8 protein-coding genes are annotated in these 14,558 nt (G+C 43.0%); 6 read left to right on the top strand and 2 right to left on the bottom strand.

What is annotated here, in order from left to right; translation table 11 throughout:
- Positions 1–129: 129 nt before the first annotated feature.
- Positions 130–4,251 (bottom strand): pentapeptide repeat-containing protein, encoded by a 4,122-nt coding sequence (locus F6K63_RS09400; RefSeq protein WP_287311843.1) that lies wholly within the window; start codon positions 4,249–4,251, stop codon positions 130–132.
- A 281-nt stretch (positions 4,252–4,532) separates the two neighbouring features.
- Between F6K63_RS09400 and F6K63_RS09395 the strand changes: the two genes are divergently transcribed.
- Together F6K63_RS09395 and nblS are read left to right on the top strand one after the other, a co-directional pair.
- Complete coding sequence (locus F6K63_RS09395; protein WP_287267579.1) at positions 4,533–5,831, top strand: MFS transporter; 1,299 nt, start codon at positions 4,533–4,535, stop codon at positions 5,829–5,831.
- A gap of 608 nt (positions 5,832–6,439) precedes the next feature.
- Positions 6,440–8,449: a two-component system sensor histidine kinase NblS gene (nblS, locus tag F6K63_RS09390; RefSeq protein ID WP_287311841.1), complete on the top strand. Its 2,010-nt coding sequence runs from the start codon at positions 6,440–6,442 to the stop codon at positions 8,447–8,449.
- A 267-nt stretch (positions 8,450–8,716) separates the two neighbouring features.
- On the opposite strand, the gene F6K63_RS09385 is transcribed toward nblS, so the two are convergent.
- A complete protein-coding gene (locus F6K63_RS09385) occupies positions 8,717–9,088 on the bottom strand; it encodes a zinc ribbon domain-containing protein (RefSeq protein ID WP_287267581.1) in 372 nt (123 codons plus the stop codon).
- Positions 9,089–9,522: 434 nt separating this feature from the next.
- Here F6K63_RS09385 and F6K63_RS09380 point away from each other — a divergent pair, with 434 nt between their 5' ends.
- The 4 genes from F6K63_RS09380 (at position 9,523) to F6K63_RS09365 (ending at position 14,266) form a co-directional block, all read left to right on the top strand.
- Positions 9,523–10,767 carry an RNA-guided endonuclease InsQ/TnpB family protein gene (locus F6K63_RS09380; protein ID WP_008189604.1) on the top strand — a complete coding sequence of 415 codons (1,245 nt, stop codon included), beginning with the start codon at positions 9,523–9,525 and terminating at the stop codon, positions 10,765–10,767.
- Between the two features lie 17 nt (positions 10,768–10,784).
- Positions 10,785–11,333 (top strand): hypothetical protein, encoded by a 549-nt coding sequence (locus F6K63_RS09375; RefSeq protein WP_287311839.1) that lies wholly within the window; start codon positions 10,785–10,787, stop codon positions 11,331–11,333.
- Positions 11,334–11,368: 35 nt separating this feature from the next.
- The gene (locus tag F6K63_RS09370) at positions 11,369–12,028 is read left to right on the top strand and encodes a class I SAM-dependent methyltransferase (RefSeq protein ID WP_287311836.1); all 660 of its coding nucleotides are present in this window, start codon (positions 11,369–11,371) and stop codon (positions 12,026–12,028) included.
- Positions 12,029–12,880: 852 nt separating this feature from the next.
- Positions 12,881–14,266, top strand: a complete 1,386-nt coding sequence (locus F6K63_RS09365; protein ID WP_287311834.1) for an MATE family efflux transporter — start codon at positions 12,881–12,883, stop codon at positions 14,264–14,266.
- Positions 14,267–14,558 lie beyond the last annotated feature (292 nt).

Genomic DNA, 14,558 nt, shown 5'->3' with positions numbered 1-14,558 from the left:
TGTTTGGTTTACGATCAATCAGCATTGGTTTTTATGATCTATTTGGAAATGCAAGATTGGGACTAAAGCTGATAGCTGATAGCTGATAGCTGATAGCTGATAGCTGATAGCTGATAGCTTCAATTAAACCTATTCCCAACTTTGGAATTGATTCATCCAAGCTGTAATCTGATCACGGCGAGTTTCAAAGGTAGCGGCAATCCAGATAAACCCAATTCCCACAAACAGCGCTACCACCCATTTAGAAAATGGATAATCAAAGCTAAAAATCAGTAGTTGGTAGATCGCATTAATTAAAAATGTTCCAGTCCCAACATAAAGAAATGCTCTTACTTTCATCGCTAATCCAGCAAAAATTAGCACTACACTAATTCCCCCAGTTAATAACCCAAGCCATTGAGCAGTCCAAAAGGAAACTAAACAAATAATACTAGTCCCGATTAACCGGAGATTGTGACGTATTTGTTTTTGGGGGGGTTCACTTAGATAGGGATCGACTTGGGCAATATAGAGTAAGGATAAACTCAAGGGGAGAACATACCAAAGAGCAGCAGTTAAGTGTAGTTGTCCAAACCAACGGAGCAACATCCAGTCAATTACTACTACACTGATAAAGGTAAACCGAATTTGCTGATTAACAATAGCGAGAATAATATAGAAAGCTGCGATAATCACCAAACTAGCTAAATTACCGCTATAGGGATTTTCTGCAATGGCAATCAAGGGGATTAAGAAAGCAGCGATTTGCCAAGGACGTTTTGACCAACCCCAATTTTCCCAAGGTAGGAAATACAGAAAGTAAGCGACTAAGGATGCGATCGCACCTTTCCAAGGCACTAATGGTCCGGATAACAGACGCGCCACAGGGGTATTTATCCAATACAGCCGCATCCCCCATGCTTCAGCAAAACCTAAATAAACCCAGATTTCTCCAAGCTGGCGATTGGAGCGATTCCGTCCTTGAGAAATAGCATAGATAACTAAAAACGCGCCAGTACTAAATCCCAGCATCATCCCGGATTCAATCGACTCAGTTGTTGCTGCTATTAACAAACAACTACTCCATACCCAATGGAGATGGGAAATAACCTTTAGTTCTTTGGGGGTAAAATGTAGATATCCTTTCAGCCAAGGAGACAATACCCGATAGGCGTACATGATACTAGTCCCAAGCACTGCCATTATAATCAATCCATCCCCTTTTGCTCCTCCTCCTAACTGAGATAATTGATAAAATAACAGTTGATAGGCAGAAACCGATACCCCAAATAGCGCAAGGTAAATTAGAGGTTTAAATTCTGCAAGGCGACGCCCTACCCCAATGGCAATTGTTGCTAGGGCAAAAGAGTATAAACCAGTCCAATTGGTAAAGCTTCCCCAACTTAAGACCGGTCCTAAGCTACCGTATAGTAGGGGAATAATATGCCAGCTACTAGGTATTTTGTCGAGATTAGATCGGCGTCGCCACCAATCTCCTAAAAGTTGAGCAATTAGTCCTAATACTGTATTGGCAACGGCTAAATTGATCAGTGGATGGTCTAATAAGCCCAGGGCTTCTGTAGTTAACAGTTCCACACTCCAACCCATCCCATAAATAGCCCAGTTGGATGGATAAGGAAAACTGCGATACGCGATCGCTCCTAAGGTCACTGCATTTACAATGAGCATAAACCATGTTGGTGACCCAAACCCAATGTAGACTATCAGAGAATAACAAGTCAGCAGAATTAGCTGAAAAATAAACAGTGCGATCGCCCACCCATCCATTGCTTGTGCATACAGTTTTGGGAGGTTAGTTTGTTGAAGGTTAGTTTGTTGAAGGTTAGTTTGTTGAAGGTTAGTTTGTTGAAGGTTAGTTTGTTGAAGGTTGGCTTTTTGAAGGTTGGTTTGTTGATTTGAAGTTTTAAATTGTGATTGGTTATCCTGTATCTTGCTAACACGAAGTAACCAGCTTCGCGATAACCATAAGGTTAAAATAGCGATCGCTCCAACAACCCACCAATCTTGTCCGGACGGTTGGGGAAAGCTAGGGATGCCATCCCAAAGCAAGAATCCGATTAAGCTGATGCCGCATCCTACGGTAATTGCTGCTGATGTTAATTGCTTTAAATAGCGGGTGTTAACCAACATCAGTGCTGTAGCGGACGCTAAACTGATTAACCGCATTCCTGGTATTCCTAGGATCAGCAATTGGGATAAGATGACAGCAACTACACTCAACTGGATTACAAACTTGTCTTGAGGGGGTTGCCAACTGCGATAACCACGTGCTAATCCAGTCAGAGATAATGGAGTGATTAGCCACAACAGACCCCATGCTCTCAGGTAACTATCTGGGTTAATGTCGTAGGCACTATAGTTGACACACAATAATAGATAACTCAGACCAGCTAAACTTAAACCTAAGTGCCAAGCACTCTCTCGCCAGATCTTGACATAGTCAGAAGTAGCGGGCATCTTTAAACTCAAGCTCCATTCTGCTACCATCAGGGCTAATAAAATTGCTGAAAAGCCCCCTAGATGTAGGTTGGGAAAAAGATAGTTAATGGCACTGATAACGGTTGCGATCGCAGTACTGTGGGTTAGGTAGACCCTTAAGCGCAGATGAGGCTTAATCCCTAACCTATCCCGTCGCTGAGTCACAATCCCTAAAGTTATAGCAGAATTAATACCATTAATCGTGAGTAATAGGGGATTGGAAAAACACAGAGTAGTCAGATTAACTCCTATTCCTAGAGCAATGACTTCTGCAAATTCTGCCAGATCATGTTTTTTGCGCTGATATAACCAATCTGCTAACCCAACAATTAAAACCAGATAGGGAAACAGTACTAAACTCAACAATACATAGGGAGTTTCTTGGGAATGGGTTAACGTAGTTGCTGTTTCCAGTAGCCAGGTTTGTATTGATGGGGGAATCAATCGCCATGAAAGCCAAACCATCTGTAAACCAATGGCTAACATGGCGGCTAAATCGGAACGTCGCCAAAATTTTAGTAAACGATTGACAAATAACCAGACCCCCAGCCCACTGACAATCATGGCTTGCCAAGGAAACTCAGCTGCTACACAAACTAACCAACCCACCACCAGCAAGCTACCCCCTAACCAAATCATAGGGAGACGGGGAGACGGGGAGACCGGGAGAGATGGTGCCTGAGGCTTTTGGTATAGCCAGTAGAGAAACCAACCACACATCCCAATCGCTAACCCCAGTTGTTCAATATCGACACCTATGACAAAAATTGCTCTAAATAGCAGGATGCCGATGCCATAAACTAAGATGCGGAAGCCAGCAACATCAAAAATAATCGCTGAATTTTTCTTTCTGGATTCTATATATAAGGTAGCGATGGTGCTACCGATGCCCAAATAAACTGCTCCTATGGGAAATCCAGGGATACCCCAACCCCAGTTTAGGTAACTCAGACCTAAATAATTAATAATCGGTAAGGGGAATGATTGTTGTTGTCGTAATCGTAAAAATCCGTTCCCGTAGCCGCGACCTAAGAGTATCGAACTTAGTACTATCGCACTTAGTGCTACTGTCGCCACTGCTACCACTAGCCAATTTAAGGGATGACGCCACAAGCCAAAGCCATCCATTGCCCAAAAATTGACTGGGATCAGCAACAGACTGACAACTCGCAAGGTTTGGGCTGTTAACGGTAAATTCCCTTGTTTCGTTGTCCAAGCACTAATCCCCCAAAAGCTCAAGGTATAGGCCAGCAATACTCCATACTGTCCAGCAGCTGGGAAATTGTCCCATTGACTAGCAGCCAGTACCCCAGAGGATACCACCACCATAAACATACCCAGAAACAGCAACCAGCGGACACTGAATTCTGCTTGAAGGGATTGCCACATTTGAGCAATCCAGTTGGGTTTCTTAGGTTTGGGTGTCTCCGGTGCAAAGTCATTACTAGCTAAAGGTGACACTAGTTGAGGCGCTGGTTTCGCGACTGATAAAGCAGAAACCTTTGGAGTTACACTAGGTTCTGGTAAAGCACAGGTAAGATGTTCTCGACACAACCGTTTAACAAAGGTTTCCTGAAGCAAACCCAAACGTAACCAAGCATCTAATCCCTCTAAAAGAGCGGGATGGGATGCTTTAGTTTTAAATATGATGTCGATGCTAGTCTCAGAAAGTAAACCTAACTCTTGCCATAGGGCTAAAGCTTCTAACAGTTTAGACTGAGAAGTATTGGTCTTGAGGGCAATAGTGATAGAACCCTCCCGTGGCGATGACATAAGCAATATTCCTAGTTAAATAGGAATGCAAGGGGGGCTGATTTAGGATACAGGTAGTTACTATTGTCCACTAAAGAGCCGGAACCTTGCTAGATACCACATTCCACCCTGTCAACTGTCACAATAGAATCTTAAGGTTGGCAGTTATGACCCTATTAAGCCTTGATTATCAGCACTATTGCACGTCTTGATCAATAGTCGTTAACATAATGCTTCCTGATTAATTATTGCGATTACCCTATACTATTTACTTAGATGTAAAGAATTGTAAATGCTGCTCAATGGCTCAACCCCTCAACCTTTTAACCTTACCGAAATTGCTCAATAAATTATTATCTTTGCTCCCAGCATTAAGGCAGGAGATTTGGATTCTGGCAACCGGTCGATTGTTATTGCACATCGGTCAAGGGTTTACTTTAGTTTATGCCTCGATTTTTTTTGTTAATCAGATTGGTTTATCCGCCACCCAAGTTGGGATGGCTCTAGGGAGTTCTTCAATTTCTGGAGTATTAGGACGCTTGATTTCAGGGACTTTGGCTGATTCCAAGTTTTGGGGACGCAAGAAAACTTTGCTACTCTCGGCAGCTGTTTCTGCTCTAGCAAGTCTTTGTTTAGCGTTTACCTATAATTTCCCAACTCTGGTTATTGCTAACTTACTGATGGGTTTAGGGATTGGTCTATATTGGCCGCCTACTGAGGCAGTTGTCACCGATCTAACCACTCCTGTTCAGCGTAATGAAGCCTTTTCAGTTACTCGTTTAGCTGATAGCTTAGGACTAGGATTGGGAGTTATTGGGGCAGGGCAGTTAATTGCTGCTTCTGGCAGTTACCGTACTTTATTTGTGCTCAAAAGTATTTTTTATGTGATTTTCTTCGTTGTCATTTATTTAGCGATCGCAGAAACAAATAACGTTCAAGAGGTGCCTCAATCCCCTACCCAATCCTGGAAACAAGCACTAAGCGATCGCTTTTTGATGATTTGGTTACTAGGGAATACTCTCTTCACTACCTATGATGCTCAACTCAATAGCATTATGCCCCTCTATTTTGCCAATTTTGTTCCAGGAGGAGGAACAGAAACCGGATTAGCTCCAGAAACGATTAGTCTTATTTTCTTCTGGCATGTCGCCTTTGGTGCCATTTTTCAACTACCTGTTGCCCGCTTTCTAAACCAGTTTCAACGCACCAATGTTCTGATGGTTTCTTTACTACTGTGGTGTGGAGGATTTGTGTTAGTTTGGCTCACAGGAGTTGTTTCTAAGTTGGCAGTTATTCCAGCACTTTGTGCTTTGTTACTATTAGCTTTTGCTAAGGTAATTTATCTCCCTTCTGCCTCTTCTTTGGTGGGGGATTTAGCTCCACAATCGTTGCGAGGAGTTTACTTTTCCCTTGAATCTCAGTGTTGGGCAGTAGGTTACTTTATTGGACCGTCTTTAGGAGGTTGGGCATTGGATCAATCTCCAGAATTTACCAGTGGTTTTTGGTTAGTGACTGCTAGCAGTGTGGGCTTAGGTCTTGGGATTTTGTCCTATCTGGGCAAGAAGAGTCATGAGGTGATAGGTGTTAGGCATCAGGCTTGAGGCAAATGGTGTTAAGTGTAATCTTGCCAACTAATTGAGTATTAAAGCAGCATAATTAAGTGTTTATGCATCAAAATAATTAAATTATGCTTTATTAATGAAGTTTAAAACTTTAATAGTGAAGCATTAAGCATCATATTGCTTGGGTTAGGATTAGGCTTGATGTCCTAAAACCCGACACCTATGACCTATGACCTAACACCTAACACCTATCATCTGTAAGCATTCAGCAGTCAGGCGTCAGCCGTCAGCTTATTTTATTCAAAGGTGCGCTCTTACCATTAAGAATTAAATTCGCCACGGGTCGCACCTAAAAGTACCGATTGCGCTACGCGCACGCTGCGTGAACAGTAGCGTGGCACAGGCTTATAACCTGTGACTTTCCTCATAAACTGTTCGCTTAGGGTGGCCTAAGGACAATGGCTGATAGCTGATAGCTGATAGCTGATAGCTGATAGCTTACTATCATCTTTATTTTCCCATCAAGAGGTCAGGTTTTCTGGCCTTATAATTGGAGGATAGCCAAAAGTAGATACTTTGCCAAAATCAAAGCATCTACCTTTGGAAAGAGTGTTGTTGTCTTCCCTGTTGAGAGAGTTGAACTGACCTTGCTAGCTTTGCTAAAAACCCTTATCGACATTATCAGGCATTGGTGGTCGGAGTTTACCCTCCAGACCAAGCTAATGGCAGCAGCCACTCTGGTTGTCTCATTGCTCATGAGTGGCTTGACCTTCTGGGCGGTGAATACGATTCAGCAGGATGCTAGGATGAACGACACTCGCTTTGGTCGTGATCTCGGTCTCTTGCTGGCTGCCAACGTTGAACCTCATGTTGCGGCAAATAATTTCGACGAACTAGCTCGCTTTTCCAGCCGCTTCTACACTAGCACCTCCAGTGTGCGTTACATTATCTATGCTGACGAGGATGGGGAAATAATCTTTGGTATTCCTTTCTCCGCAGCAGAAGTAAAGAATTCTTTAACCATTAAGCGTCGGATTGAGCTACCCGAGGGCTACGCCAAAAACTCTGATCAGCCCATGGCACGGCAGCACCTGACTCCTGATGGTCAAGTCACTGATGTGTTTGTTCCCTTAATTGACGAAAACAAATACTTAGGGGTTTTGGCTGTGGGCATTAACCCTAACCCTACGGTGGTGGTTTCTTCCAATTTAACAAGAAATGTTACCATTGCTGTGTTTATCTCGATCTGGGTGATGGTGATTTTAGGTGCAGTGGGGAACGCCTTGACTATCACTAAGCCCATTAAAGAACTACTAGTAGGGGTGAGAAATATTGCTGCTGGTAATTTCAAGCAGCGGATTGAGATGCCTTTGGGAGTAGAACTGAGGGAATTGGTGTCTAGCTTCAATGACATGGCAGAGCGTTTAGAACGCTATGAGGAGCAAAATATTGAAGAACTTACCGCAGAAAAAGCTAAGTTAGAGACTCTAGTTTCCACAATTGCCGATGGTGCTGTACTGATTGATACCAATTTTCAGGTAATGTTAGTCAACCCGACAGCACGGCGGATTTTTGGTTGGGAGGAGCAAGACATTGTCGGTAAAAATGTCCTATACCATCTCCCTGATGTGGTCACAATGGAACTAACACGACCGCTGTATCAAATGGCTACAGCGGAGAAACAGACAGAAACAGAACGGGAATCCCGCGAAGGTGAAGAGTTTCGTATTACTCTGACCAAACCGGTCTCTCGCACCGTTCGCATTCTCCTAAGTAAGGTACTCAACCAATACCGGGAAAATATTAAGGGAATTGCTATCACTGTTCAGGATATCACCCGTGAGGTGGAACTTAATCAGGCAAAAAGCAATTTCATCAGCAATGTTTCCCACGAACTCAGAACACCTCTATTTAACATTAAATCATTTATCGAAACCCTCCACGACTACGACGAAAAACTTAGCGAAGCTAAGCGCAAGGAGTTTCTTGACACGGCTAATCGGGAAACTGACCGACTCACCCGTCTAGTTAACGATGTCCTAGATTTATCACGGCTGGAATCTTGTCGAATTTATCAACTTGAACCCTTTGACATTGTTCGACCTATAGAGCAAACCCTGCGCACTTATCAGCTCAACGCTCGTGACCAAACTATTGAACTGGCTCAGGAGATTGAACCAGATTTACCACCAGTTATGGGTCACTACGATTTGTTGCTCCAAGTCTTGGCTAATTTAGTGGGCAACTCTTTGAAATTCACTGAGTCTGGTGGACGAGTGGTAATTCGTGCTTATCAATTAGAACCCGAACTCAATACCAAAGAAGGAAAAGACAGGGTGCGAATTGAAATCTCGGATACGGGAATTGGCATTGCTCCAGAAGACCAACAGGCGATTTTTGACCGATTTTTCCGGGTAGAAAACCGAGTTCATACCCTGGAAGGGACGGGATTGGGGCTTTCAATTGTCAGAAACATTATCGAAAGACATCATAGCCGAGTAAACTTAGTCAGTGAAGTGGGAGTTGGGACAACATTCTGGTTTGATTTAGAGGTGTGTGAAGAACAAAAAATTACGGTTAAAGAACATTTGCAAGTAGACACCTCACAGACCATACCAACCGACTCACCCGCTACTAGTAATCTGTCAATTTCGTAGCGCTTAGTACTATCATGTCTAGTGAATTCAATTTTGACGGAGTACTAGCTTGTAGGGTGGGCAAAAACAGTTTGTTTCTTTTGATTATTCTAAATAATATTACTTTGCCCACCCTACTTTAATTGGTATTTTTTTTACACGCAAGTCCCTTACCTCTTTTATTCAAAAGCACCTCAAGTAGCGTGCCCATAGCCCATAAGCTGATACGCGACACGCTGATAGCTGAATGCTTACGTCAATTCAATTTTGACGGAGTACTAGTTGACTTTAACTAGTGGCCATCAGGGCTAGCAAAAAGCTAGCAGCGATTAATACCAATAGACCTAGTAAGGCTGGGTTCCTTTGACCCCAAAGCCTGACGGATTCAAGTAAGCCACGCTGGGGATTATAAATCTGCTCAGGCTCTGAGGTACTTTCGGAACTATCCTCGTAAAGGGTACACTGCTTAGCATAGGGACGTTGGGGAAAGGTGCAGGTATCATCAGCATGATAGGTACAGGTTTCACACAAGGGGGTATCTCCTGTGGTTTGGTGTAAGGTAATCCCCGGATGACCATAGGCTTTCAGGATTGCTCCACAATGGGGACAGGTAATCACCTTCCTATTGATAGGTTGATGGCATTTGGGACAATTGATCATTAGTCAATAGTCATTTCTCAATAGTCATTTCTTCATCTTAACTGTCTTGCACATCCAGCTGATTTCCCTTCTTTGCCTCTTTAGCGTTTAACAAAACTCGCGGAATTCCCCACCCTCTTCCAGGGTGTTGAAGTTACCGTAAGTAGAGTGGAGCCTTTATGGTTGGTCGGCTATGGGAAAAAGGGTTAAAACTGTTTGATTAAGGCTCCACTCTACTAAGGCGCGCGTCTCTAGGATGGATAGCGAGACAGAAAATTTATTTTATCCCTTGACACCTTACTGTGAAATACATATAATATTAAGCATGGTCGAGTTTGAAGTTACCGTAAGAATAAAGAAGCCTTAATCACAAAGATTTAACCCTTTTATGCATAGCCGACTAACCATAAAGGCTTCTTTATTCTAAGGTTTCATCTCCAACAAGTTTGAGTGCAATGAAACATAAAGCCGTCAAAGTTAGAATTTATCCCACACAAGAGCAAATTCAAGTGTTAGCTCAGCATTTTGGATGCGCTCGTTGGTGGTGGAACTATGCTTTGAATCAGTGCATAGAAACCTACAAAGAAACTGGCAAGGGGCTAAAACAATCTGCACTCAACTCTATGTTGCCAAAGCTCAAAAAACAAAAAGAGACTGAATGGCTAAAAGATTGTTACTCTCAGGTTTTGCAATCCGTGAGTCTCAATCTTAGTCGTGCATATCAAAATTTCTTTGAGGGTAGGGCTGAATATCCTAGGTTCAAATCATATCATCATCGCCAATCAATTCAGTATCCCCAGAACGTAAAACAAGTTGGCAACTACTTGAAGTTCCCTGGAAGATTAGGCATTATCAAAGCAATAATCCATCGACCACTAGATGGAGAAATGAAAACTGTAACCGTTAGCAAGACTCCATCTGGAAAATATTATGCTTCTGTGTTAATGGAATATGAGCCGGATGATTTGCAGCCTTCCACAAAAGGAAATGTGATCGGAATTGATTTGGGTATTAAGGATTTTGCTATTACCTACGATGGCGAAAAAACTTCCAAGTTTGGGAATCCAAAGCACTTAGCCAAGTCCGAAAAGAAACTGACTAAAAAACAGCGTATCGCTGCCCGAAAGAAAAAAGGCAGCAATGGACGCAAAAAGGCCAGAAAGATTGTAGCCAAGGTATACGAACGGATTGGAAATGTCCGCCAAGACTACCTGCATAAACTATCTAGAAAGATAGTTGACAACAACCAAGTGGTGGTAGTCGAGAACCTAAATGTCAAGGGCATGGTATGCGCTACGCGCACGCTACGCGAACGTAACCATAAATTAGCTAAAGCAATATCTGATCTGGGTTGGGGAACCTTTGTAAACTTCCTGTCTTATAAGTGCGAAAAAGAAGGAAAGGTATTAGTTGAAATAAACCGATGGTTTCCTAGTTCCAAAACCTGCTCTAATTGTCATTACCGAATCAAGGAGTTGCCACTGGATGTCAGGGCTTGGACTTGTCCAAGTTGTGGAACTCACCACGACAGAGATGGTAATGCGGCAAAGAATATTAGAGCAGAAGGGATCAGAATGCTATCCTCCTCTGGGACGGGGGAGGTCAACGCCAGTGGAGAAGAAGTAAGACCAAGACGTGGACGCCCGTCCAAGTTAAGGCATTCTTCCGTGAAGCTGGAAGCCCCGACTTCAACGAAGTAAGTCGGGGTAGTTCACTCATGTCCCCCTACTTAATTATTTGCCCCGGTATCCATGAGCCCCAACTGACCCAGGATTTTTTAGCAAGTTTGGATCTATCAAGTTCCTGGACTGAGAAAATCTTAATTTTTCCAGCTCAGGACTACCCAGCTTATTCAGCTATTCATATTTTAGAGTTCTTGCAACGTCACATTGGTTTGGTGAAAACTCCCATAGTCTTGATCGGTTTCAGTGCTGGGGTAGTGGGTGCGATCGCAGCCGCTTGGGGTTGGCAGCTACTGGGAGGAAACATCCAAGCATTGATTGCTATTGATGGCTGGGGTGTCCCTCTGTATGGCAATTTTCCCATCCACCGGATTAGTCACGATTACTTTACCCACTGGAGTTCAGCGCTATTGGGGGCAGGGGAAGACAGTTTCTATGCAACACCCGCAATAGGCCATTTGGACTTGTGGCGATCCCCTGGTCAGTGCCAAGGCTGGTGGGTTCAGGTGCCTAGAGGTGAGCAACCACCACAACGAATTTATATCACTGCGGCTGAGTTTATTATCCAGTTATTAGCTAGATAGTAGAATTTGGTTGAGTATCACCAGCTTGAACTATTGTGGAAGATCACGAAATAGTAACAATTGCTGAGTATCAAGCAACAGCAGAATCTTTCCGGGAAGGCACGTGGAATCACGATGTCTCTCAAAATCGCAACGCCTTGGTGGATGCTATGCCCCGTAATCCAGGCAAGATTCTGGATTTAGGTTGTGGTCCTGGTAGAGACTTGGTTGCCTTTAAAGACCAAGGTCATCAAGTAATTGGTCTCGATGCTACACCAGCATTTGTGAACATGGCGCAACAGGTTTCAGGATGCGAGGTTTGGCAGCAATCGTTTCTGAACCTCAAGCTGCCACCAAAGAGCTTTGATGGGATCTTTGCCAATGCATCCCTGATTCATATTCCCCGTGCTTCGATGGTTAGGGTACTTAAGGACTTAAAGGGATCGCTTGTTACCAATGGTGCCATAGTTATGTCAATGATTCGTGGTGATCATGAGGGTTATAGTGTTCGTCCAACCGGCTATCGCTATGTTGTAGGTTGGGAATATCAAAGCTTGGCTCACTGTGTTGAACAAGCAGGATTTGAGATTTTTGATCATTACTACCGCCCACCTGGTTTACCCTGTGAGCAGCAATCTTGGTTAGTAATTGTCGCCCTTAACCGAGTGTCATATTCACTAGTGTCAGATTCAATGGTAGATGTGACCCAGAGCTAGCGTACGCTTCTCGCCAAAAAGTATCGGTAATTCTAAAAACGTCTCTAGCCACTCTTGCTTAGCCTTACCATAGGTCTCGATCCCAACAAACCCATCTGCACCAACAGAGCACTGCTAAAACCGCAATTGTGACCATTGACACGCCTAGGATGATCTTTACGGCGACCCACTCTGGGATCTTGAAGATCCTGAAAATGTTTGAGAACACTCTTTTTGAGAGCTGATTTGTAAACTCGCTGTAATCCTTGTAGGATAAGGCTTGCATCAATATAGTACATTTGAACTATTTAATAACCATAAGACAATCATAGCAACGCTTTCAGGCTTCTTAATATTTACTTTACAAATTAGCTCTGAGAATCAATGCCTCTCGTTCTTGCTTTAGAAAGCAGAATAGGTTTTCCAAAACCTTTTGACATGATCACTGCCCTTGAAATACTTTTCTTAGCTCATTCTTAGGTTAACTGCTTGCACTTTTGAGAGACAACCTTGACAGCAGAAACACTTTTGAACTTTATAAGCCGCTCTTTGTCAAGTGCAATTTATACCAAACTCAATGGGATTACCCTGGTCTAAACTCTAGGTTGTAATACTCAGCAAGTTTCATTATAATTTCAGTGTTCTTATGGGATATTAAATATGAGAAGATTCAAAACAATTACTTTAAAACCGATGGTTGTGCCGAAGACAGGCTATGCAGAGACATTCCAGGATAATGTCTGTCGTTCAAGCCACTTGGTCTGAAAATTTTTCCAAAAAAATTATTGATGCATCCGATTTTCCTTGTCAAGGGAAGTTGGTACATACCTTACTGCATATTCTAAGGTATCTTGTTGTATTAGCTGGATTTTTATGACAATCACATCTTCAGTTCAGAATTCCGAGAACTTTGTCTTTCGCTTTTTACGCCTAAGCTTCATTAGTACTCTAGCTAATATGACTGTTCCGCTAGCGGGTCTTATTGATGCTATCTTTCTAGGACATATTGACAACATCAAAGTGTTAGCAGGGGTGACTTTGGCTACGATTATATTTGATTATCTCTACAGGATTTTACAATCTTTGAGAGATAGTACGAGCGCTATAACAGCCCACGCTTTAGGCAGTTCAAGGCAGCAAGAAGAAATACTTTTAGCTATTTTGCAGGGTGGGTTTGTTGCTCTAGTTGTTGGTCTAGTTATTTTGCTACTACAGTATCCCCTACAGATTCTCGGATTTGCTATCCTCAATGGCACGCCAGATATTGAAACTCAAGGCATGATTTATTTTCAGGCTCGGATCTGGGGTGCTCCTGCTGTCTTATTAATCTATGTATTGACGGGTTGGTATCTTGGGCAGAAGCAACAAAGAACAGTTCTGATTATGTCTTTAGTCGGTGTTGCAAGCAACGTCATGCTTGACTATGGGATGATTGGAAGGTTAGGGTGGGGTGCCTTTGGAGCAGGTCTAGCAACCGCACTAAGCCAATATATTGCTCTCAGTGTTGCCCTTGTCGGAGTCTGTCTTCAAATTAAATGGTCAAAACTACAGCAAGTCTCAAGTTTAGTTTTGCGATGGAAAGCATTGAAGAAAATTCTCGCATTAAGTGGTAATATTACGGTTCGATTTTTAGTCTTAATTTCGGCTTATGCTATTTTTACAAATTTTAGTGCAACCCAAGGCAATCTGACTCTAAGTAGTAATGGTTTACTGTTGCAATGGATTTTAGTTGGTGCTTTTGCTATCCATGGAATCCGACTGACAAGTCAAACTTTCATAGGGAGTTTTGCCAGTAAAGGAGCAGATGAGTTGGTTTTAAAGAGCTTATATTTATCAATGCTAACAAGTATACCAATCGTTTTTGGGTTTGCAGTATTACCACTATTCTTACCAGTTAAGATGTTTAGGTTACTGACTAATCATACAGAACTCTACCCGATTATGCAGGAAACCCTAATCTGGCTGTTTCCTTTTATTCTCGCCCTTGCCAGCGCATCAATGTTAGAAGGATACTTCATTGGTTTAAAACGGGGTGTAACATTGCGAAATGCAGCTTTAGCTGCATTTATAGTCATGTATCTACCAATATCTATTACGGCAAGATATCTTGAGAATGTTAATCTGCTTTGGGCTTCATTGGTTGTTTACATGGTAGGAACAGCAATCTACCTAGCTAGGTGCGTTCTGGCAGAGCGAGTATTTGAACAAACCGTTGACACTCCCCCGGATGAATCACGGAGTATTCTAACCAAGGTTTAGCCTGCCGTCAGGCATAATTGCTACAACGTAGATTGAAGTTGAAGAAAAAAGGTTCTGCCAACTAAACGGGCAAGGGGTCTCCCGTTAAATCAAAGATTATAACGGGAGACCTTGCTCTCAAGGTGTGGAACTGAATTCCGCACACAGCCCCACCCTACGGCAGGGCCGTTTCATTCTCCACCCAAAAATTTGGGGTTAGCTAGTTCGCGAGAAGCCCCGCGCCTTACCCTATAGGGTAGGCGTCGGGATGACAGCGAGGCAATGGAGTAAAACGCAATTGCCAACTAAGACT

The sequence above is a fragment of the Moorena sp. SIO1G6 genome (assembly GCF_010672795.1).
Classification (GTDB): Bacteria; Cyanobacteriota; Cyanobacteriia; order Cyanobacteriales; family Coleofasciculaceae; genus Moorena; species Moorena producens.
Note: the sequence above shows the minus strand (reverse complement) of the source record. Positions and strands in the feature narration are given on the sequence as shown.